At 69.2% G+C, this 20,781-nt stretch carries 19 protein-coding genes; 11 read left to right on the top strand and 8 right to left on the bottom strand.

The window, feature by feature from the left end; all coding sequences use genetic code 11:
• Nucleotide 1: 1 nt before the first annotated feature.
• Genes BBK82_RS45740 through BBK82_RS45720 form a run of 5 tightly spaced genes read left to right on the top strand, consistent with a single transcriptional unit; the run spans nt 2 to nt 3,524 of the window.
• Nucleotides 2-622 carry a riboflavin synthase gene (locus BBK82_RS45740; protein ID WP_065920495.1) on the top strand — a complete coding sequence of 207 codons (621 nt, stop codon included), beginning with the start codon at nt 2-4 and terminating at the stop codon, nt 620-622.
• Nucleotides 619-1,881, top strand: coding sequence for a bifunctional 3,4-dihydroxy-2-butanone-4-phosphate synthase/GTP cyclohydrolase II (locus BBK82_RS45735; protein WP_065920494.1), 1,263 nt, complete (start codon nt 619-621; stop codon nt 1,879-1,881). The genes BBK82_RS45740 and BBK82_RS45735 overlap by 4 nt, the downstream gene beginning before the upstream one ends.
• Nucleotides 1,878-2,375: a 6,7-dimethyl-8-ribityllumazine synthase gene (gene ribH / locus BBK82_RS45730; protein WP_065920493.1), complete on the top strand. Its 498-nt coding sequence runs from the start codon at nt 1,878-1,880 to the stop codon at nt 2,373-2,375. The genes BBK82_RS45735 and ribH overlap by 4 nt, the downstream gene beginning before the upstream one ends.
• Entirely contained in the window at nt 2,372-2,818 is a 447-nt protein-coding gene (locus BBK82_RS45725) for a PH domain-containing protein (RefSeq protein ID WP_065920492.1), read from the top strand. The genes ribH and BBK82_RS45725 overlap by 4 nt, the downstream gene beginning before the upstream one ends.
• 55 nt (nt 2,819-2,873) lie before the next feature.
• Complete coding sequence (locus BBK82_RS45720; protein ID WP_065920491.1) at nt 2,874-3,524, top strand: dihydrofolate reductase family protein; 651 nt, start codon at nt 2,874-2,876, stop codon at nt 3,522-3,524.
• Here BBK82_RS45720 and BBK82_RS45715 read toward each other — a convergent pair.
• The 4 genes from BBK82_RS45715 to BBK82_RS57255 all read right to left on the bottom strand — a co-directional run bounded on the left by BBK82_RS45715 (nt 3,521) and on the right by BBK82_RS57255 (nt 9,872).
• Nucleotides 3,521-3,946 (bottom strand): DUF1761 domain-containing protein, encoded by a 426-nt coding sequence (locus tag BBK82_RS45715; RefSeq protein ID WP_065920490.1) that lies wholly within the window; start codon nt 3,944-3,946, stop codon nt 3,521-3,523. The two genes, BBK82_RS45720 and BBK82_RS45715, sit on opposite strands and share 4 nt — an antisense overlap.
• Before the next feature lie 56 nt (nt 3,947-4,002).
• Complete coding sequence (locus BBK82_RS45710; RefSeq protein ID WP_083268644.1) at nt 4,003-6,171, bottom strand: AIPR family protein; 2,169 nt, start codon at nt 6,169-6,171, stop codon at nt 4,003-4,005.
• Between the two features lie 161 nt (nt 6,172-6,332).
• Complete coding sequence (locus BBK82_RS45705; protein WP_237047948.1) at nt 6,333-9,143, bottom strand: aconitate hydratase; 2,811 nt, start codon at nt 9,141-9,143, stop codon at nt 6,333-6,335.
• Between the two features lie 30 nt (nt 9,144-9,173).
• Nucleotides 9,174-9,872 carry a cupin domain-containing protein gene (locus BBK82_RS57255; RefSeq protein ID WP_065920487.1) on the bottom strand — a complete coding sequence of 233 codons (699 nt, stop codon included), beginning with the start codon at nt 9,870-9,872 and terminating at the stop codon, nt 9,174-9,176.
• Nucleotides 9,873-10,210: 338 nt separating this feature from the next.
• Between BBK82_RS57255 and BBK82_RS51320 the strand changes: the two genes are divergently transcribed.
• The gene (locus tag BBK82_RS51320; protein ID WP_154697889.1) at nt 10,211-10,417 is read left to right on the top strand and encodes a hypothetical protein; all 207 of its coding nucleotides are present in this window, start codon (nt 10,211-10,213) and stop codon (nt 10,415-10,417) included.
• Here BBK82_RS51320 and BBK82_RS45695 read toward each other — a convergent pair.
• A complete protein-coding gene (locus tag BBK82_RS45695) occupies nt 10,401-10,814 on the bottom strand; it encodes a hypothetical protein (protein ID WP_065920486.1) in 414 nt (137 codons plus the stop codon). The genes BBK82_RS51320 and BBK82_RS45695 overlap by 17 nt on opposite strands.
• A 41-nt stretch (nt 10,815-10,855) precedes the next feature.
• Between BBK82_RS45695 and BBK82_RS45690 the strand changes: the two genes are divergently transcribed.
• The 3 genes from BBK82_RS45690 to BBK82_RS45680 are packed head-to-tail and all read left to right on the top strand — an operon-like array spanning nt 10,856 to nt 15,050.
• Nucleotides 10,856-11,566: an ATP-binding cassette domain-containing protein gene (locus BBK82_RS45690; RefSeq protein ID WP_065921892.1), complete on the top strand. Its 711-nt coding sequence runs from the start codon at nt 10,856-10,858 to the stop codon at nt 11,564-11,566.
• On the top strand, nt 11,563-12,195 hold the full coding sequence (locus BBK82_RS45685; protein WP_065920485.1) for a hypothetical protein: 633 nt from the start codon (nt 11,563-11,565) through the stop codon (nt 12,193-12,195). The genes BBK82_RS45690 and BBK82_RS45685 overlap by 4 nt, the downstream gene beginning before the upstream one ends.
• Complete coding sequence (locus BBK82_RS45680) at nt 12,195-15,050, top strand: AfsR/SARP family transcriptional regulator (protein WP_237048505.1); 2,856 nt, start codon at nt 12,195-12,197, stop codon at nt 15,048-15,050. The genes BBK82_RS45685 and BBK82_RS45680 overlap by 1 nt, the downstream gene beginning before the upstream one ends.
• Here BBK82_RS45680 and BBK82_RS45675 read toward each other — a convergent pair.
• The 3 genes from BBK82_RS45675 to BBK82_RS45665 all read right to left on the bottom strand — a co-directional run bounded on the left by BBK82_RS45675 (nt 14,970) and on the right by BBK82_RS45665 (nt 18,310).
• On the bottom strand, nt 14,970-16,271 hold the full coding sequence (locus tag BBK82_RS45675; protein ID WP_083269009.1) for an FAD-dependent monooxygenase: 1,302 nt from the start codon (nt 16,269-16,271) through the stop codon (nt 14,970-14,972). The genes BBK82_RS45680 and BBK82_RS45675 overlap by 81 nt on opposite strands.
• An 82-nt stretch (nt 16,272-16,353) precedes the next feature.
• Nucleotides 16,354-17,862, bottom strand: coding sequence for a flagellar basal body-associated FliL family protein (locus tag BBK82_RS45670; protein WP_065920482.1), 1,509 nt, complete (start codon nt 17,860-17,862; stop codon nt 16,354-16,356).
• Nucleotides 17,846-18,310: a hypothetical protein gene (locus BBK82_RS45665; protein WP_154697888.1), complete on the bottom strand. Its 465-nt coding sequence runs from the start codon at nt 18,308-18,310 to the stop codon at nt 17,846-17,848. The genes BBK82_RS45670 and BBK82_RS45665 overlap by 17 nt, the downstream gene beginning before the upstream one ends.
• Before the next feature lie 17 nt (nt 18,311-18,327).
• On the opposite strand from BBK82_RS45665, the gene BBK82_RS45660 reads away from it, so the two are divergent.
• Nucleotides 18,328-19,137, top strand: coding sequence for an SIR2 family NAD-dependent protein deacylase (locus BBK82_RS45660; protein ID WP_065920480.1), 810 nt, complete (start codon nt 18,328-18,330; stop codon nt 19,135-19,137).
• A gap of 10 nt (nt 19,138-19,147) precedes the next feature.
• On the top strand, nt 19,148-20,662 hold the full coding sequence (locus tag BBK82_RS45655; RefSeq protein ID WP_065920479.1) for an AMP-binding protein: 1,515 nt from the start codon (nt 19,148-19,150) through the stop codon (nt 20,660-20,662).
• Nucleotides 20,663-20,781: the final 119 nt, after the last annotated feature.

Raw genomic sequence — 20,781 nt, 5'->3', positions numbered from 1 at the left:
GGTGTTCACCGGGATCGTCGAGGAACTGGGCCACGTGGTCGCGGTTCAGGACCTGCCGGACGCGGCGCGGATCCGCGTCTCCGGCCCGATCGTCACCAGCGACGCGAAGCACGGCGACTCCATCGCGGTGAACGGCGTGTGCCTCACCGTCGTGGACGTGGAGGACAACACGTTCACCGCCGACGTCATGCGCGAGACCCTCGTGCGCAGCAGCCTCGCGAAGGTCGCCGAGGGCGACAAGGTCAACCTGGAGCGCGCGGCCGCCGTCGGCCAGCGCCTCGGCGGCCACATCGTGCAGGGCCACGTCGACGGCACGGGCACGATCCTCGCGCGGGAGAAGGCCGAGCACTGGGAGATGGTCCACATCGGACTGCCGCCCCAGCTCGCCCGCTACGTCGTGGAGAAGGGCTCGATCACGGTCGACGGCGTGTCGCTGACCGTCGTGACCGTGGCCGAGGACCAGTTCACCGTGAGCCTGATCCCGACGACGCTGGAGCTCACCACACTGGGCCGCCGCAAGCCGGGGGACCACGTGAACCTGGAGGTCGACGTGCTGGCGAAGTACGTTGAACGACTGGCAGTCCCGCACCTGCGGGCCATCGCGGGCGAGGAGACCCAGTGAGCACCGACTTCGCTGAGATCGAGCGGGCGATCGCCGACATCGCCGCCGGACGGCCCGTCGTCGTGGTCGACGACGAGGACCGCGAGAACGAGGGCGACCTGATCTTCGCCGCCGAGAAGGCGACGCCGGAGCTGCTCGCGTTCATGGTCCGCTACACCTCGGGCTACATCTGCGTGCCGCTGACCGAGGAGGACTGCGAGCGCCTCGACCTGCCGCCGATGTTCCACACGAACCAGGACGTGCGCGGCACCGCCTACACCGTCACGGTCGACGCGCGCGAGGGCGTCAGCACCGGCATCTCGGCCGCCGACCGCGCCCGCACGATCCGGCTGCTCGCCGACCCGACCTCGAAGGCCACCGACTTCAACCGGCCCGGCCACGTCGTGCCGTTGCGCGCCAAGGCCGGTGGCGTGCTGCGCCGGCCGGGTCACACCGAGGCCGCCGTCGACCTGGCGCGGCTGGCGGGGCTCTCGCCCGCCGGCGTGCTCTGCGAGATCGTGTCGCAGAAGGACGAGGGCGACATGGCCCGCCGCGACGAGCTCGAGGTCTTCGCCGCCGACCACGACCTCGCGATCATCACGATCGCCGACCTCATCGCCTACCGCCGCCGGGTCGAGACCCAGGTCGTGCGCGCCGCCGAGGCCCGCATCCCGACCGCGCACGGCGTGTTCACCGCGTTCGGCTACGACAGCCTGCTCGACGGCATCGAGCACGTCGCGATGGTCTACGGCGAGATCGGCGACGGTGAGGACGTGCTGGTGCGCGTGCACTCCGAGTGCCTCACCGGTGACGTGCTCGGCTCGTTGCGCTGCGACTGCGGCCCGCAGCTCGACGCGGCGCTGGAAGCCGTTGCGGCACAAGGTCGTGGCGTCGTGCTGTACATGCGTGGTCACGAGGGCCGCGGCATCGGCCTGATGCACAAGCTGCAGGCCTACCAGCTGCAGGACGAGGGCGCGGACACCGTGGACGCGAACCTCGTGCAGGGTCTGCCCGCCGACGCGCGCGACTACGGCACGGGTGCGCAGATCCTCGTGGAGCTCGGCATCAAGTCCATGCGGCTGCTGACGAACAACCCGGCCAAGCGCGTCGGTCTGGAGGCCGGATACGGTCTGCGGGTGCTCGACCGCGTGCCGCTGCCGATCTCCCCGAACCCGGAGAACCTGCGGTACCTGCGCACCAAGCGCGACCGGATGGGCCACGAACTGACTCAGCTGGAGCAGTACGAGGCCGTTGTTTCCGCTACGGAGGACCAGGAATGAGTGGCGAGGGCCGTCCTGAGCAGACGAAGCTCGACGGCAAGGGCCTGAGCGTCGCCATCGCGGCGACGCGCTGGCACACCAAGATCACCGACCAGCTCGTCGAACGCGCGCTGCAGGCCGCGCAGGACGCCGGCTGCGTCGACACGACCGTCGTGCGCGTCGCGGGGGCCATCGAGCTGCCCGTCGTGGTGCAGGAGCTCGCGCGCCACCACGACGCCGTGGTCGCGCTGGGCGTGGTCATCCGCGGTGGCACCCCGCACTTCGAGTACGTGTGCGACTCGGTGACCAACGGCCTCACCCGCGTCGCGCTCGACGAGTCGACGCCGGTCGGCAACGGCGTGCTGACCACCAACACCGAGGAGCAGGCGCTGGCACGGGCCGGGCTGCCGGACTCGGTGGAGGACAAGGGCTACGAGGCGACCGTCGCGGCCATCGACACCGCGCTGGTGCTGCGCGGGCTGCGCCAGCCGTGGACCGAGCGGGGTTTCGAATGATGACGGCGAACGCGGTGGTGCTGCGCCCGAAGAAGATCCGCAAGGTCGCGTGGGCGTGCGCGATCGGTCTGGTCGCGGTGTTCACGGTGGTGGGCCTGCTGCTCGGCAACACCCCGACCGGCGTGATCTTCCGGACCTCCGACCAGGTCGCCATGATCCTGCTGGGCTTCCTGCTGGCGGGCGGCGTGCTGCTGCTGACCCGGCCGAAGGTGAACGCCGACGCCACCGGCATCTCGGTGCGCAACGTCGTGACGTCGCACCGGTTCGAGTGGACCGACGTGCTGTCGATCAGCTTCCCGGACGGCGCGGCGTGGGCACGGCTGGAGCTGCCCGAGGACGAGTACATCTCGATCATGGCCGTGCAGGCCGTGGACCGCGAGTACGCCGTGAAGTCCGTGCGCGCGTTGCGTGAGCTGCACAAGGCAGTGCACAACCAGCGATGAGTTCTGCCCTCGCGGCGGGTCTGCCTCGTCGACGTCCTTGACACAGGAGGAAGACGTGGCACAACTGCTGCGAGTGCAGAACTTCATGGTCTCGAGCGACGGGATCGCCGCCGGCGAGGACCAGAGCTTCGAGAACCCGTTCGGGCTCCCCGGCGCCGACCGGTTGTTCTCCTGGGCCGGTGCCACGGCGAGCTGGCCGAACCGCACCGACCCCGGTGGCAGCCGCGGTCTCGACGACTACTTCACCCGGGACTTCGCGCACAACATCGGTGCGGAGATCATGGGCCGCAACAAGTTCGGCCACCAGCGCGGTCCCTGGACCGACCACGGGTGGCAGGGCTGGTGGGGTGACGAGCCCCCGTTCCACACCCCGGTGTTCGTCCTGACGCACCACGAACGACCGTCCATCACGCTGTCGGACACCACGTTCCACTTCGTCGGCGGAAAGCCGGCCGACGTGCTGGAACAGGCGCGGAAAGCGGCTGAGGGCAAGGACGTCCGGCTCGGCGGTGGCGTCACGACCGTGCGCCAGTTCCTCGACGCGGACCTGGTCGACACCCTGCACGTCGCGGTCGCGCCGGTGACGTTCGGCGAGGGGCTGCGGCTGTGGGACTCGCCCGACGAGCTGCTCGACCGGTTCCACCTCGACGTGGTGCCCAGCTCCAGCGGCGTGGTGCACCACCTGTTCTGGCGCAAGCAGCTCTAACGCCACTGGCCGAGGATCGCTCCGACGAGACTGAGGCCGATGACGTGGAAGCCCGCCCCGACGGCCACGAAGGTCTTCGGGGCGGGCTTCGTCGTGTCGAACACGCCGCTCACGAACATCACCGGGAACGCGATCCCCACGCCCACGACCAGACCGAGCAGCAGGCCCTCCAGGACGTTGTCGGTGCCGGTCGCGACGCCGAGCACCGCGGTCGCCAGGGTGGCGCCGAAACAGGTGGCCAGGGGGATCGTGTAGACCCTGTGACCGGTGTTCTCCGGCGGGGTGAGGTCCCAGCCGAGGGAGCGTCGCCAAGCCCTGCCGAAGACGGACTCCGCGTACCAGATCGCGCCCAACCCGTAGTACGCCAGCGTCGCGACGAGAACGGCCAACCAGTTCAGGTCGCCGAGCACGCTCAAGCTCATGACATGTCTCCCGCGGTGATCAGGGTGTCTTGGCATCGCGGGGTGGCCGGTAGCTGTTACGTGTCGCCGTCCTCACTGTCGTCGGACTCCTCGAGATCGCGGAGAACGCGCCAAGCCAGGTCCGCGAGTGACTCACCGGATCCAGTGACCCATCGAGTGGTGCCCTGATTAGCGACAGGTCGGTTTTCCCATTGCGCCTGCTCCCACATGTGGGAGATCAAGCCGGAAGGAGAGTATTGCTTACCATCGGCTGCCCAGAGGATCGGCTTGCTGCGATGAGGGATCCAGGTCGCTCGGCCTCGCTTGGGATCTTCCGCAAGCCAATCCTTGAGTGCTTCGACCTCGACCGGGTACGCGGTAGTGAGGCGAAGGGCCTCACCCTCTTCGATGGCCGCCCGGTCGATGAGCACGGACACGGCATTGGGGCGACGACGCTTGCGGCCCGCACGTTCGCGACGGTACTTGGTGGCGGAAGCCGAAGCAGCCGTGCCAGCGGCGCCGTGCAGCACCTCGTCGACTATCGCGTGAGAACGAACGATGTCCGCGCAGACGGCTCGAATCTGTGATCGATCGCTGTAGAGGCGGTCGATGGTCGCGATGATCTCAGGTACGAGAACCTTGACGATTTCGTCGATCTGGGTCTGTGCGTTGGTGTACCACTCGTGCCTAGGATCTGGCTCGTTGATCGCTTCGGTGTCGAGCTTGCGGAAGACCAGGTGAGCTACGAGATAGGTGCCGTGCTCGAACAGTGCGGCCCCTCGGCCCTCATACTCGGATCGGAGAACGTGCAGGCACCTCCTGACCTCCCGAAGAATGCGAACAGCGTTCCAGATCAAGTAGGCAGTCGGCTGGGGACGGAAGAGCGTGTCGTAGATTCCCTGAGAACCGCGCTCCCAAAGCACCTCGAGAGTTGTAGCGATCCGTGCCGCGTACTGACTATTGGGATGAGCGCACGCCAGCGCGCACGCCGCCTCCACCACAGAGCAACCTGTGTCGGGATGCGGTTCCAGCTCGCCTCGTCGGACGCTGTACTCCAGGCCGAGTTCGGCTCGCATGTCCTCCAATATCGAGCCTTGCACGGAGTCGAGAGCGATGAAGTCTCGTGCCTCTACGCGATTCTGCCGGTTGGTCGTCTGCGTGATCTTGTTCGCGAATTTCAGAGCTGTGCCGGTCACGATGATGCGAACGCCGATCTGAGCATCGCCTGCACCTTCGTCTGCGTTCACAGCTTCAGCCACAGAGCGTACGGTCTGAGCGCCGTTCACCACACTGGCGTTCCGCAAGGTCAGTGCCACTGGTCGACTGTGCGGTGATCGCACTGAACCATGGGTCTTCTCGACAGATTCGCACAATATGGTGATTCCGTTGTTGAAGTACCAAAAGTGCGCTGGCTCGTTCGCGAGCGTTTCGATCAGCTCGTTGTTGATCGGCGTACGGCCGAGCGGGTTCCGAATGTTAAGGTGGAACAGGTTGGTGCCGTGTGCGACCCAATCTGCGACCTGCTCGGCCAGGACCACACCTTGATATGACTCGTAGGGTTCAGGCACTGAGAACCAGGGGAAAAGCTCAGCCTCGAGGTCGACCGGCTTGGGCGCGAGATCGTTGCGGACCGACTGCCACACTTCGGCCGACAGGATGAGGCGGTGACCAAGAACGTCGCCGTGGCGGTTGAATTCTCGCTCTCCATCGACCAGCGCCTGCTGGAAGCCTTCGGTGACCTCGTCAGCGCGCATGAGAACGACGACCTGAGTCACGGGAACGGGACCACTGGACATCAAGGTCTTCGCGACTTCAGCCAATCCACGACCTCGTGGGTTGAAGGCAGCGAACTCCTCGTCGTCGATCAAGCGAAGCCCAGCAAGCAACTCCATCACAGCCGAACGGTCCGATGAAGCTCGACCAGTTTTGCTCCACTTCGCTTGCACCACGTAGACGTGCGGTTTGGAGCCGTCCACCACGGCTATTGCATCAATGCCTTGATCACCCACGCCGTCGATGACTGCAGCCGCAGCCTCTCTGGCGCTGAAGCCGGTGACGATCCGTACAGCTTGAGCCGCGAGCGCTCGTGAAAGAAGTCGAGGCTGGCGCTCCTCCTCGGGACGCCCGACGAGGTCGCTGACGTCGAGGTAGTCGGGATCGAGGTACAGCTTGCGCAAGCCGTTTTCGACCTGACGAACCTGCACGGTTATGTCTGAGGAAGTGGACACGCTGACGTCAGAGCTCAATGGAACTACTCCCGGCTGGCGTTGCTGAGGAGAACTTCACTCCAGCTGTGTCTCGGGATCATCTCACATGGCGCTTGGTGCCAAACGACGATCGGGAGTTCCTCCGACATGAAGGGCCGCCCGCCGAGATGTCGGTGGGCGGCCCTTCAAGTTGTTGCTGACTAGGCGCGGACCATCTTGCGCAGCACGTACTGCATGATGCCGCCGTTGCGGTAGTAGTCCGCCTCACCGGGGGTGTCGATGCGGACGACCGCGTCGAACTCCACCTTGGCACCGTCGGCCTTGGTCGCGGTCACGTGCACCGTCGACGGCGTGCGGCCCTCGTTGAGCTCGGTGACGCCCGAGAAGTCGAACGTCTCGGTGCCGTCGAGGCCCAGCGACGCGGCGTTCTCGCCCTGCGGGAACTGCAGCGGGAGCACGCCCATGCCGATCAGGTTCGAGCGGTGGATGCGCTCGTAGGACTCGGCGATGACGGCGCGGACGCCGAGCAGCGAGGTGCCCTTGGCCGCCCAGTCGCGCGACGAGCCCGAGCCGTACTCCTTGCCGGCCAGCACGACCAGCGGGACGCCGGCCTCCGCGTAGGCCACCGACGCGTCGTAGATGGTGGTCTGCGGGGCGTCGGCCTCGAGGAAGTTGCGGGTGAAGCCACCCTGCACGTCGTCGAGCAGCAGGTTGCGCAGGCGGATGTTCGCGAACGTGCCGCGGATCATCACCTCGTGGTTGCCGCGGCGGGAGCCGTAGGAGTTGAAGTCCTTGCGCTCCACGCCGTGCTCGGTCAGGTACTTGCCCGCGGGCGAGTCGGCCTTGATCGAACCGGCGGGGGAGATGTGGTCCGTGGTGACGGAGTCACCCAGCAGGGCCAACACCCGCGCACCGGCGATGTCGGTGACCGGAGCCGGCTCCATCTCCATGCCCTCGAAGTACGGGGGCTTGCGCACGTAGGTGGACTCGGCGTCCCACTCGAACGTGTTGCCGGTCGGCGTGGGCAGCGACTGCCAGCGCTCGTCACCGGAGAACACGTTCTTGTAGCCCTTGGTGAAGCCCTCCGCGGAGATCGAGGTCGAGATGACCTCGGCGATCTCGGCCGGCGACGGCCAGATCTCCGACAGGTACACCGGCTTGCCCTCGGTGTCCGTGCCGAGCGGCTCGGTGGTGATGTCCTTGTCCATCGAACCGGCCAGCGCGTACGCCACGACCAGCGGCGGCGACGCGAGGTAGTTCATCTTGATGTCCGGGTTGATCCGGCCCTCGAAGTTGCGGTTGCCGGACAGCACGGAGACGACCGCGAGGTCGCCTTCCTGCACGCCCGCCGAGATCTCGTCCTGCAGCGGGCCCGAGTTGCCGATGCAGGTGGTGCAGCCGTAGCCGACCAGGTGGAAGCCGAGCTTCTCCAGGTACGGCATGAGGCCGGCGCGCTCGTAGTAGTCCATGACGACCTTCGAGCCCGGCGCCAGGGTCGTCTTGACCCACGGCTTGCGCTCGAGACCGCGCTCGACGGCCTTCTTCGCGAGCAGGGCCGCACCGAGCATCACGGACGGGTTCGAGGTGTTGGTGCACGAGGTGATCGCGGCGATCGCGACGGCGCCGTGGTCCAGCTCGAACTCGTTGCCGTCGAGGGTGACCTTGACCGGGTTCGACACGCGGCCAGTGGCGCCCTCGGCGGCGGTGTGGAACACCTTCGGCGTGCCCGAGCCGTTCTCGCCCTCGTGGATCGCGACCGGGTCGCTGGCCGGGAAGGTGTCGTCGACGGCCTCGTCCACACCGGACAGCTCCGGGGAGTCGGTGTGCGCGACGTAGGCGCCCAGGGCCTGGCGGAACGCCTCCTTGGCGTTGGTCAGCTCGATGCGGTCCTGCGGGCGCTTCGGGCCGGCGATGGACGGGACGACCGTCGCCAGGTCCAGCTCCAGCGTCTCGGAGAACACCGGCTCGGCCGACGGGTCGTGCCAGAGGCCCTGCTCCTTGGCGTAGGCCTCGACGAGCGCGATCTGCTCCTCGGACCGGCCGGTCAGGCGCAGGTAGTCGATGGTCTCGCCGTCGATCGGGAAGATGCCGACCGTGGAGCCGAACTCCGGCGACATGTTGCCGATGGTGGCGCGGTTCGCGAGCGGCACGGCGCTGACGCCCTCGCCGTAGAACTCGACGAACTTGCCGACGACGCCCTGCTTGCGCAGCATCTCGGTGATCGTGAGCACCAGGTCGGTCGCGGTGGCGCCGGGGGGCAGCTCACCGGAGAGCTTGAAGCCCACCACGCGCGGGATCAGCATGGAGACCGGCTGGCCGAGCATCGCGGCCTCGGCCTCGATGCCGCCGACGCCCCAGCCCAGCACGCCGATGCCGTTGACCATCGTGGTGTGCGAGTCGGTACCGACCAGGGTGTCGGGGTACGCCTGGCCGTTGCGGACCATGACGACGCGCGCCAGGTGCTCGATGTTGACCTGGTGCACGATGCCGGTGCCGGGCGGGACGACCTTGAACTCGTCGAACGCGGTCTGGCCCCAGCGCAGGAACTGGTAGCGCTCGCGGTTGCGCTCGTACTCCAGGTCCACGTTCAGCTCGAACGCGTCCGGGCGGCCGAAGATGTCGGCGATGACCGAGTGGTCGATCACGAGCTCGGCGGGCGCGAGCGGGTTCACCTTCTCGGCGTCGCCGCCGAGCTGGGTGACGGCCTCGCGCATGGTCGCCAGGTCGACGACGCAGGGCACACCGGTGAAGTCCTGCATCACGACGCGGGCCGGCGTGAACTGGATCTCGGTGTTGGGCTCGGCAGCCGGGTCCCAGCCGGCGAGAGCGCGCACGTGGTCGGCGGTGATGTTCGCGCCGTCCTCGGTCCGCAGCAGGTTCTCCAGCAGGATCTTCAAGCTGAACGGCAGACGCTCCGCGCCCTCCACGGCGCTCAGCCGGAACACCTCGTACGAGGCGTCGCCGACGTTGAGCGTGCCGCGGGCGCCGAAGCTGTCCAGGCTGTTGGTCACGTGCAACTCCATCTGGTGACAGCGCGGTGGTCAGTTCGGGGTACGGGGAGAGTCTTCCGCACCCGGTCGACCCCTGCCCCTCGACCCCAAACAGTACGCTTGTCCTGTAAGCCTGTTCAACCCAGGTTGTCCTAACTCACCCGGTACTCGCTCGGCGTGGACCCGGTGAACCTCCTGAACGCGGCGCTGACCGCGTTTTCCGTGCGATAACCGACCGTGAACGCGATGGTGGCGACCGTGTCGTTGGAGTCCTTCAGCGCACGGGCGGCCCGTCCACGGGCGGCCGAGGTCCGCGTGCAGTGCCTGGAGCGCCTTTCCGAGCTGCGGGTCCAGGGACGTGTCGTGGTCGCGCAGGACCTGGAGCAGCAGCACCTGGCAGAGGCGGTCGACGATCGGCTTGTGGTCGATCTCCTGCTTGATCAGCCCGATGGTCGTCCCGATGGTCGTCTGCGCGGTGCCACCGGGGTCGCGCACGTGGATGACCGGCGGCAGCACCTCCAGCAGCCGGGCGGTCTCCCGGTCGCAGGTGAAGCCCGCGCCGAGCAACGTCGTGTCGTGGCCTTCGCCGACCTGGGCGACGTCGCGCGGAGTGCCGTCCGGGTGCTCGTAGTAGGGCGCCGCGAACACCTCGGGGATGTCCGGATCCGCGGCGATGCGGTACGGCCTGCGTCCGGCGATGACGTAGCAGTCGCCCTGCTCGGCGACGAAGCTCCGCTCGCCGACCCGCACGTGCGCGCGCCCCGCACGACGATCTCCACCCGCAGATCGAGCCGTCCGACGAAGCTCAGCGCCCACCGCCCGCCCGCGTGCAACGGCGTCGCGACCGCCCAGTTCACGCACAGCCGCGCCAGCACCTGCTCCAGCGGGTTCACCCTCGGACTCCTCCGACAGGACGGCGGACTCCGGACGATGGCTCGCCCCGGTCTTGCCTCGTTGGCGTACGGCCATTCGAGTGACGAGGAGATCTTGATGGACCGCGGGAACCTGCTGCTCGTGCACGGTGCCTGGCGCGGGTGGTGGTGCTGGGACCTGGTGGTTCCCGAGCTGCGCGCCCAAGGCTGGGCCACGTGTGTCGTGGACCTGCCGAGCACCTCCAGGTCACCGTGTCGACCGCCGCGATCGTGTGCGCCCACGACCGGAGCTTCCCGGCGTTGTTCGCCGACCGCCTGCGCGCGACCGCTGTCGTGCGCGAGCTGCCGGGGTCACACTCGCCGTTCCTGATCCGTCCGCGTGAGCTGGCCGAGGTGGTCGGCGAGGTCACGGAGCGGCTGTGACCGCGAACGCGACCAGCATCGCCACCTTGAGGCCTTCCAGCGCGATGTAGCCGAGGTGGGCTCGGGACCTCGGCGGTTCCGAGCCCGCGATGATCTGCTCGGCCCTGGCCTCCAGCTTCGGCCGGATCGCGAACACCTGGACCGCGAGCGTCACGACCAGCGCGACGAGCAGCACGGTCGCCGCGACCGGGCGGTCGCCGAACGCGAACGCCACGGCCGTGACGAGCGCGAGCACGATCTCCGCGCGGTTGAGGGCGCGGAACACCAGCTGCCCGATGCCGAGGCCGAGTGCTCGCGTGATGCCGGGCGCCCGGAACTTCAGCGGCGCCTCGATCGAGATCGCCACGACCATGCCGAGCCAGACGCACGCCGTGGCCAGCGGTAGCAGCAGTGTCATATGTCCTCCGTGTCGTGCCGTGCTGTGGTTATCTTGGCGTGGTGCTCCTCGATCAGGTCTCCAAGCGGTACGGGCGCGGGCCCTGGGTGCTGCGCGACCTCACGCTGGAAGTGTCCGAGCTGACGGTGCTGACCGGCGCGAACGGCACCGGCAAGTCGACGTTGCTCAAGATCGCGGCCGGCGTGCTGCGACCGACGACCGGGCGGGTCGTGCGGCCCGCGTCGGTGGGGTACGTGCCGGAGCGGTTCCCCTCGGACGTCAAGATGTCCGCTTCGTCCTACCTGGCGCACCTGGGGCGGATCCGGTCCGCCGCGGCGACCGACGTGCTGGAGCGGCTGGGGTTCATCGGCTCGCTGACCGCGCCGATGTCCGAGCTGTCGAAGGGCAACGCGCAAAAGGTCGCGCTGGCACAGGCTTTCCTCGCCTCCGACGTGCTGGTGCTCGACGAGCCGTGGAGCGGTCTGGACCCGGCGGCGTCGGCGGAGCTGGTGACGTTGCTACAGGGGCGGGTGGCGCTGGTGTCCGACCACGAGGGTCACCTCGCGGAGGCGACGCGGGTGGACCTCGCCGGCGGGCACGTGACCATCGAGCTCAGCCGGGTCGTGGGGCTGGATGCGTTGGAGGCGCTGGAAGGCGTGCAGTCGGTGCTGTCGCGCGGGACGTCGGCGCGGGTCGTCGTGGCGCCCGACCGCAGCGACTCGGTGCTGGCGGAGGCCCTGCGGCTGGGCTGCTCGGTGCGGAGCGTACGATGACCTCACTGGTGCGTTACCTCGCGGCGGATGTGCTGCGCGGGCAAAGGTTTCTGGCCCCGCTTCTGGTGTTCCTCGGTGTGCTGGGGATGTTGTTCTCCTCCGACGCCGGGCAGCCCTTGGAGGCGTACTCGGGCTCGTCTGCGTTGCTCTATCCCGTCTGCGCGTGGATGGCGGTCGTCGTCGCGACTTCAGAAGACGCGGTGCGGCGCGAGATCACCGTCGTGTCGGCCGGCGGGTGGTCGCGGGTGCTCGGCGCGGTCGCCGTGGTGGCGGTGCTGTTCGCGGTGGCCATGGCGGTTCTCGCGGCGGTGTGGCCGGTGGTCACGAACCCGCACCCCTACACGTTCACCGAGTTCCTGGTGGGACTCGGCGCGCACACCGCTGTCGCGCTGCTCGGCGTCGGCGTGGGCTTGCTGTTCGCGCGGCCGGTGTTCGACGCGATCGGCCGGACGGTGCTGGCGGTGTTCAGCGTGGTCGTGCTGACGTACCCGCTCGGGCGCGTGACACCGCTCGGCTGGGTGCTGGACGCCCTGGGGCACAACCAGGTGTCGCTGTCGGTGCTGTGGGCCGCCGTGGTCGGTGCCGTGCTGGTGGCGGGCGCGGTAGTGCTGGGCGTGCGGCGCGCGTGATGCGCGTGAACGTGCTGGGACCGCTCGTCGTCCTGGGTGACGACGGGCCCGTCGAGGTGCGCGGAAAACGGTTGCGGTGGCTGCTGATCCGGCTCGCGATGGAGCCGGGACAGGTGGTCTCCGCCGACCGGTTGGTCGCGGACCTGTGGCCGGACGAGCCGCCGGTCGACGGGGTGGCCGCGCTGCAGTCGCTGGTGTCGCGGTTGCGGCGTTCCGCCGGTGCGGCGGTGGTGTCGTCACATCCGCGGGGCTACCGGCTGGAGGCGTCGACGGACGTCGAGGAGTTCACCCGGACCCGGGACGCGTCGCTGTGGCGCGGTGCGGCGTTCGAGGACGCGCCGTTCGCGGTCGACGAGGCGGTGCGGCTGGCGTTGCTGCGCGACGACCTGGCCGGGTTGGAGGCGCTGGCGGCCGCGCACCCGTTGCGGGAGAACGTGGCGGCGCGGTTGATGCTGGCCCTGCACGCGGCCGGGCGGCGGTCGGACGCGCTGGCGGTCTTCGAACGGGTGCGGGGCGCGCTGGCGGAGACCCTGGGAGTCGATCCGGGCGAGGCACTGGCTGCCGCACACCTCTCGGTGCTGCGGGAACGAGTCGTGCGCGGAAACCTGCCGGCTGCGGTGGGGTCGTTCGTGGGGCGTTCCGCGGACCTGGCGTCGCTGGGCGAGTTGCTGGCCGCGAACCGGTTGGTGACGCTGACCGGATTCGGCGGGGTGGGCAAGACGCGGCTCGCGCTGGCGCACGCGGCTTCCTGCGCGTCCGCCTGGTTCGTCGAGCTGGACTCGACGGCGGAACCCGTGGCCGCGTTGGACGCCGCGCTGGGGCCGAACCCGTTGGCGATACCGGTGTTCGACCGGCTGGGCACGTCGCTGGTGGTGCTGGACAACTGCGAGCACGTGGTGGACTGGCGACGTCGCGGGAGCCGTTGGGGGTGCTGGGAGAAGTGGTTCTTCCGGTGGCGCCGCTGGACGTCGAGCACGCCGTGCGGTTGTTCTCCGCTCGTGTCGGTACGGCGATGGATCCGGACGTGGTTCGGCGGGTTTGTGTTGCGCTGGAAGGGATTCCGCTGGCCGTGGAGCTGGCGGCGGCCCGTGCGCGGTCGCTGTCGCCGCAGCAGCTGGAGGCGCGGGTGCAGAGCCGGTTGCGGCTGCTCGACCGCGGGCGCGCACCGGACCGCGCGGCACCGGACGATGCGGGCGGTGATCGACTGGAGCTGGGAGCTGCTGGGGCGGCTGAACGGGAGCTGCTGGCGGCTGGCGGTGTTCGTGGGCGGGGCGACGGCTGCGGCGGTGCACGCGGTGTGCTCGGCGGTCCCGGCGGTCCCGGCGGTCCCGGCTCCGGCTCTGGCGACGGCGGCTCCGGCAGGTGGCTTGGCAGGCGACCCGGCAGGTGGCCCGGCAGGTGGCCTAACAGGTGGCCTGGCAAATGGCCCGGCAGGCTCGCGCAGGGGTACCCCCGAGCTGGGAACCCCTGCGTTTCACCGTACTCACGACCCCCGACAAGATCAGGAACGCGACCTCTGGGAGACCGAGGACCTGCTCTCGGCGCTGGTCGAGAAGTCGTTGGTCGTGCGGTCCGGTGAGCGCTACCGCCTCCTGGAGACCGTCCGCGAGTACGCCCTCGAACAGGGCCAGGCGGACCCGGCGGCCCACGCCCGCCACTACATCAGCCTCGCCGAACACACCGAGCCGTTGTTCCGCGGCCCCCGCCAGCTCGAAGCCCTGGAGGTGTTCGACGCGGAACGAGGCAACCTCGACGCCGCCCTCGCCTGGGCGGTCCAGCACGACCAGGCCCTCGCCCGGCGGATGATGGCCGCCCGCACCTGGCACTGGCTGGTGATGACCAAGCGCTTCGCGGAGATCGGCCGGTGGGCCCCGCTGGTGCCCGGTGACGCGTTGTCCGAGGTGCTGATGTCGCTGGGCACACCGCAGGCCGTGCGGGCGGCGGAGCGGTTGTGGCAGGAGGACGTGCCGACGGCGGTGTGCGCGTTGGTGCTGACCAACGGGCAGGTCTGGGGCGATGTCGAGCTGGGCGGCCGGATGACGGCGCTCGCGGACCGGCTGGCGAGCTCGGACGACGAGTGGATGCGGGCGTTCTCGGCGCTCATCCGCGGGGTCGTCGCGGGGGAGTTCAGCGAAGGAGCGGCGCCGGCGGCGGAGCGGGCTTACACGGAGGCGTTGCGGGGGTTCCGGGCGGTGGGGGACCGGTGGGCGGTCGTGTTCGGGTTGTCGTGCCTGGTCATGGTGCTGATCAACCGGGGCGCGTTCGCCGAGGGCTTCCGCGCGGTGTCGGAGGCGCGGCAGGTGGCGGCGGAGCTCGGCGACCCGGAGAGCGTGCTGGTGCCGATGTCGGTGCTGGTGCAGACGGCGCGGCTGAAGGTGCGGACCGGTGACCTGGCCGGGGCGCGCGAGGACCTGGCGCAGGTGCACCCGGTGCACGACCTCGACCAGGGGCGGGTCGCGCAGGCCTACGGCGAGGTGGCGTACTTCAGCGGCGACTTCGAGGAGGCCGTGCGGTTGTACCAGCGGGCGTTGGACGCCACGGTGGACTCGCAGGCGTTCCAGTTCCGCGCCTCGGTGCATGCCGCGCTCGGGCTCGCGCTGACCCGTCTGGGGCACCTGGACCAGGCGGGGGAGCAGCACGCGCGGGCGCTCGAGACCGTCGAGAAGAGCGCCGACGGGCCGGCGCGGGCCGGTGTGCTGGAGCTCTACGCGGGGTGGGTGCTGACCCAGGGCGACCCGGCGCGCGCCGCGGCCGCCCTGGACGAGGCGGAACGGCTACGCGGCTGCCCGAGCAGCGACCCGGCGGTGGTGCAGCTGCGTGACCGGTGCCGCGCCGAAGTAGGCGTCGATCGCTGACCGGCCGATCGCGGCCACGTACCCGTCCGGGCGCACCAGCACCGGGTCGTCGCCGAGGTCGAGCGTCACGAAGTCGGGACCGCGCAGCAGGTCGAAGATCCGGCCCTGGTCGGTGACCCCGTCCGGCATCCGGTCACCCGCACGCAGCCCCGGTCCCTCCTCGGTCCGGTAGGACAACGACAGCTGCAGGGTCTCGTCGCCGCGGTTCTCGAACAGCTTGCCGGACCTCATGATCGCGGTCGTCATGCCGAGCAGCCACTCCGCGACGGGCTTGCGCTCGGCCTCGTAGGTGTCGAGCAACGTCTCCATCCCGAGCTTCCAGCCCAGGTTGTACGCGTCCTGGATGCCGGTGTTCATGCCCTGCGCACCGGCGGGGGAGTGCACGTGCGCGGCGTCGCCGGCGAGGAACACCCGGCCGGCGCGGAACCGGTCGGCCATCCGGATGTTGGTGCGGTACAACGACATCCACGTCGCGTCGTGCAGGACCACGTCGTCGAGCCCGGTGCGTTCGCGGACGATCCGCCGGTACAGCTCCAGCGACGGTTCGCCGTCCCCGGTGGACTGGAACTGGAAGAGGTCGGTGCCGGGCAACGGGCACAACGCGAGCCACTGGTCGGGACGGCCGCCCCACTGGTACCAGTGGTCGCGGTCGAGCCCGGACACCCGGACGTCACCGATCAGCATCCGCATGTCCTCGTGCGTCTCGCCGCGGAACGGCACGCCGAGCTCCTTGCGCACGAACGACTTCCCGCCGTCACACCCGACGAGGTACGCCGCCCGGACGGTCCGGCCGCCGACCGTGGCCGTCACCCCGGTGTCGTCCTGGGTGAACGCCGTCAACGGCGTGCCGTGCTCGACGGGCTGGGGGAGGGCCTCGCGCAGGATCTGCTCGACCCGGAACTGCGGGATGATCATCGTGCTCGCGTACGGGCGGTCGACCGCGGGGTGGCGGTCCTCGTGCACGTCCCACTCGCGCAGCACCTCGCGGCCACGGCAAGCGCGCAGCTTCAGGTGGAACCGGCCGGAGTCGAGCACCTCGTCGATGACGCCCAGGTCGTGGAAGACCTCCATCGACCGGGGCTGCAGGCCCTTGCCGCGCGAGCCCGCGAACGGCGCCGGTGAGGCGTCGACGATGCGGAACGGCACGCCGCGGCGGGCGAGGTCGAGCGCGAGGGTGAGGCCGGTCGGGCCGGCCCCGACGATCAGAACCTGAGTGTCCATGCCGACCACACTCGGCCCTGGAACTGCCACGGCCCTGTCATGACGCTGCTGCGTCGTGACAGGGCCGTGGCACCAGCGAGAACTACTTCTTCATGAGCTCGATCAGCGCGTCCACGTCCTTCGGCTCGAAGCCGCGGAACAGCGTCAGCAGGACCTCGTAGTAGGAGCGCACCGGGCTGACGTACCACTTGCCGTCGACCTCGGTGGACACCACGCCGACGCCGGTCTTCATGACCGAGGTCGCGACCCGCCCGACGACCTCGAGGGCCTCGGCCGGGATCTTGTTCTTGCTGCCGGCCTGCTGCTGCAGCAGCTCGGTCACGTCGTCGGCGCACAGCTTCTGCTCGCCCTGCTGCGGCACGTCGACGGTGTAGCAGTCGCCCTCACGCGTGATCGTGAGGGTCTCGCCCTCGGCGGTGATCGACAGCTTCTTGACGGTGACCTGCTTGCCGCCGGTCACGTCCTTCACATCGGTCTCCAGCGCGTTCAGCTTGGCGCCGGTCTTGCCCACCGTGCCGATCTCGTCCAGCAGCACCGGGCCGAGGTCGTGCAGCACACCGGCCTCGTCCGGCGGCAGCGTGGCGATGACCTTCTCGATGTCGCCGTCCAGCGAAGCGTTGACCAGCTGCTTCGCCGCGTCCTCCGCCGAGCCCGCGCCCTGCGGCGCGATGCCCTTGGCCGGCCACTTCAGCTTCTCCTCCTCCAGGGCCGCGTTGGCGATCGTGTAGAAGGCGCTCGGGTACCACTTGTCGCCGACCTTGACCGAGGCGATGCCGATCGGCTTGCCGCGCTTCTTGACCTCGGCCGAGATGTCGTAGGTCTTGGTCTCCGACTTGGTCATGCTGACCTTGTCGCCGATGGCGTCCATCAGCTTGTCGGTCAGCGGGACCTTGGAGATGTCCGAGGTGATGGTGATCTTGCCCTCGGACAGCTTGTTGATCGTGAGGTGGTCGTTGACCTTCTCGGCCGCCGCCTCGTCGAACTTGATGTTCTCGCTCTTGAACTCGACGCCCGACATCTTGTTCGGGTCGGCGTCGGGCTTGAGGATCTCGAGACGCTTCAGCTCCTTCGTCGTCGAGTCCGTGTAGTCCTTCGCCAGCGCGGCCTCGGCGGGCGCGAGCGAGGCCATGATGCCGACGACGTCACCGCTGCCGAGCTGCTCGACCAGGTTCTTCGCCGCGATCTCCGGCGTGTCCTTGCCCGCGTTCGCCGCGGGGTCGGCCTTCTGCAGCGCGAAGAACGTGACACCGCCGCCGATCAGCAGCAGCACCGCGACCACGGCCGTGATGACCAGGCCGGTGCGCTTCTTCTTCGGCGGCTCGCCACCCATCGGCGCGTAGCCGTAGGGCTGCTGCTCGTACCCCTGCTGCGGGAAGCCCTGCTGCGGGAAGTTCTGGGTCTGCGGGTAGCCCTGCTGCGGGAACCCCTGCGGCCCCGTCTGCGGGTAACCACCCTGCTGCGGCTGCTGGGGGAAACCTTGTGGTCCGGTCTGCGGGTGACCACCCTGCTGGGGGTGACCGCCCTGCTGGGGCTGCTGGCCGTACGGGTCGTTCTGCGGCTGCCACTGTCCGCCGCTACCGGGGTAGCTCACGGTTCCCTCCTGAAGTCATCACTGCGCTGCGCCTGTTCGAGGTGAGCACCGTGATCGCCCCCACGATCGTCAGTACGGCACCGGCAAGGGTCACGACGGGTCCGGTCGTGCTGATGCCGACCAACGCACCCTTGTTATCCCCTTGGACCGCGGCAACCAGGGCCACGGTTCCACCGATCGTGCCAAAGAGAAGCGCCACGCATGCGGCAATTCGACGAAAACGGATCACGTAGAGGGCGATCGTGACCATCGCCAACGGCGTCAGACCCACCCAGACACCGGTCACCACACCGCCCGCCACCCCGTCCAACCCGGCGAGATCACGCAGCGAGAGCACCTGGTAACTGTCCCTCGTGGTCGATCCCGACTTCAGCCACGGCAAGAACGTCCCGGTGATCTGAGTGACCAAGCCCACTGCCGCGATCGCGGCTCCCACAGCGCTGCGCACGGGACTAGTGTGAACCGATGGCCTCCGACGCGTGCACAGCGGCACGGGCGCTGGTCGCGTCCGCCCACCGGATCACGGTGCTGACCGGCGCCGGGGTCTCCACCGACTCGGGCATTCCCGACTTCCGCGGCCCGGACGGCCTGTGGACGCGCGACGCGGATGCCGGACGTGGTGCCACCTTCTCCACCTACCTCGCCGACGCCGAGGTGCGCAGGGAGACCTGGCGGTCCCGGCTCGACCATCCCGTGTGGACGGCCAAGCCGAACGCGGCGCACCGGGCGCTGGTGGAACTGGAACGGTCCGGGCGGTTGCGCACCGTGGTCACGCAGAACATCGACGGCCTGCACCAGAAAGCCGGCTCCGACCCGCACCGGGTGCTGGAGCTGCACGGCACGCTGCACGCGACGGTCTGCCTGGACTGCGGCGCGACCGGTCCGATGCGCGATGCGTTGAAGCGCGTGGCCGAGGGCGAGGACGAACCGGCCTGCGTGCGCTGCGGCGGGATCCTCAAGTCCGCCACGATCTCGTTCGGCCAGGAGCTCGACGGCGAGGTGCTGCGCCGGGCCCGGCTGGCGGCGTTGGACTGCGACCTGCTGCTGGTGGCGGGCACGTCGTTGTCCGTGCAGCCCGCGGCAGGTCTCGTGGCGCTCGCGGCGAAGGCCGGCGCTCAGGTCGTCATCTGCAACAACGAGCCGACGCCGTACGACTCTCTCGCGGCTGTCGTCGTGCACGAACCGGTCGGCGAGGTGTTGCCCGACCTCAGCTCCGTTCCCCCATCCGGGGGAGGCCGATTTTCGTCCTGGGGAGATCCGAGCACCTGGTCGTAGGGTCGGGAGCATGCGCGTACCGCTGATCACGACGGACTTCCTGGACCGGGCGTCGTTCGCGTTCGGGGCCACGACGGCGACCATCGACGAGCCCGACCAGCCGGCCACACCGGTGGAGACGACGACGTACGCCCAGATGGCGACCCGTGTGCGCGCGTGGCAGGCCGGACTCGACGCGTTGGGTGTCGGCGAGGGCGAACGCGTCGCCGTCGTCAGCCACAACTCCGCGCGCCTGCTGGAGCTGCTGCACGCGGTGCCGGGCAGCGGGCGGATCTGCGTGCCGGTGAACTTCCGCCTGCGTCCGGACGAGGTCAAGTACATCGTCGAGCACAGCGGCGCGTCGGTGCTGTTCGTCGACCCCGAACTCTCGTTGGACGACGTGACGGCACGGCACCGGTTCACGTTCGGCGAGGAGTCGGAGTCGTTGCTGCGGTTCGATGTGGAGCCACGGCCGTGGAGCGCGCCCTCGGAGGATGCGACCGCCACGATCAACTACACCTCCGGCACCACCGCGCGCCCCAAGGGCGTACAGCTGACGCACCGCAACATTTGGTTGAACGCGGTCACGTTCGCCATGCATACACGCGCGTGGGAAGGCGACGTGTACATGCACGTGCTGCCGATGTTCCACTGCAACGGCTGGGGCATGCCGTTCGGGCTCGCCGGCCTGGGTGTGCCGCAAGTGGTGCTGCGCAAGGTGGACGGCGCCGAGATCCTGCGCCGGGTCCGCGACCACGGCGTCACGCTGATGTGCGGCGCACCGGCCGTGTGGAACGCGGTGCTGGACGCGGCGGCGTCGTGGGACGGCGAGATCCCCGGTCGTGACCGCGTGCGGATCGTGTGCGCCGGAGCGCCGCCGCCCTCGCGCACGATCCAGCGGGTGACCGAGGAGCTCGGCTGGGAGTTCCTGCAGATCTACGGCCTGACCGAGACGGCGCCGCTGCTGACGTTCAACCGCGCTCAGCCCGGTCCGGAGGGCGAGGAGAAGGCCCGCAAGCAGTCGCGGGCGGGTGCTCCCGCGCTGGGCGCGCAGCTGCGGATCTCCGACACCGGCGAGGTGCTGGCACGGTCCAATGTGGTCATGGAGGGCTACTGGGAGAACCCGGACGCCACCTCCGCCGCCATCGAGGACGGCTGGTTCCACACCGGCGACGGCGGCCACTTCGACGACGACGGCCACCTGACGATCTCCGACCGCAAGAAGGACGTGATCATCACCGGCGGCGAGAACGTGTCGTCGATCGAGGTCGAGGACTGCCTGTTCTCCCACCCGGCCGTCGCCGAGGTCGCCGTGATCGGCGTGCCGGACGAGAAGTGGGGTGAAACGATCAAGGCGCTGGTCGTCCGCTCCGGCGAGGTCACCGAGGCGGAGCTGATCAAGCACTGCAAGGAGCGCCTCGCCGGCTACAAGGCGCCGACGTCCGTCGAGTTCCGCGACGCGATCCCGCGCACGGCCACCGGCAAGATCCAGAAGTTCAAGCTCCGCGAGCCCTACTGGGCCGGCCGGGACCGCGGCGTCAACTGACGACACGCCACTCCTCCGATCGTCCCAAATGGACCGATCACGTGTTCCACTGTGACACGTGTGGCTGACGGTGCGTGAGCTCCGGATGCGCCGGACGGGTCTGGTTGGTCTAATGCGGT

It is taken from the genome of Lentzea guizhouensis, assembly GCF_001701025.1.
GTDB lineage: Bacteria > Actinomycetota > Actinomycetes > Mycobacteriales > Pseudonocardiaceae > Lentzea > Lentzea guizhouensis.
This window is presented reverse-complemented; position numbering and strand designations above follow the sequence as displayed.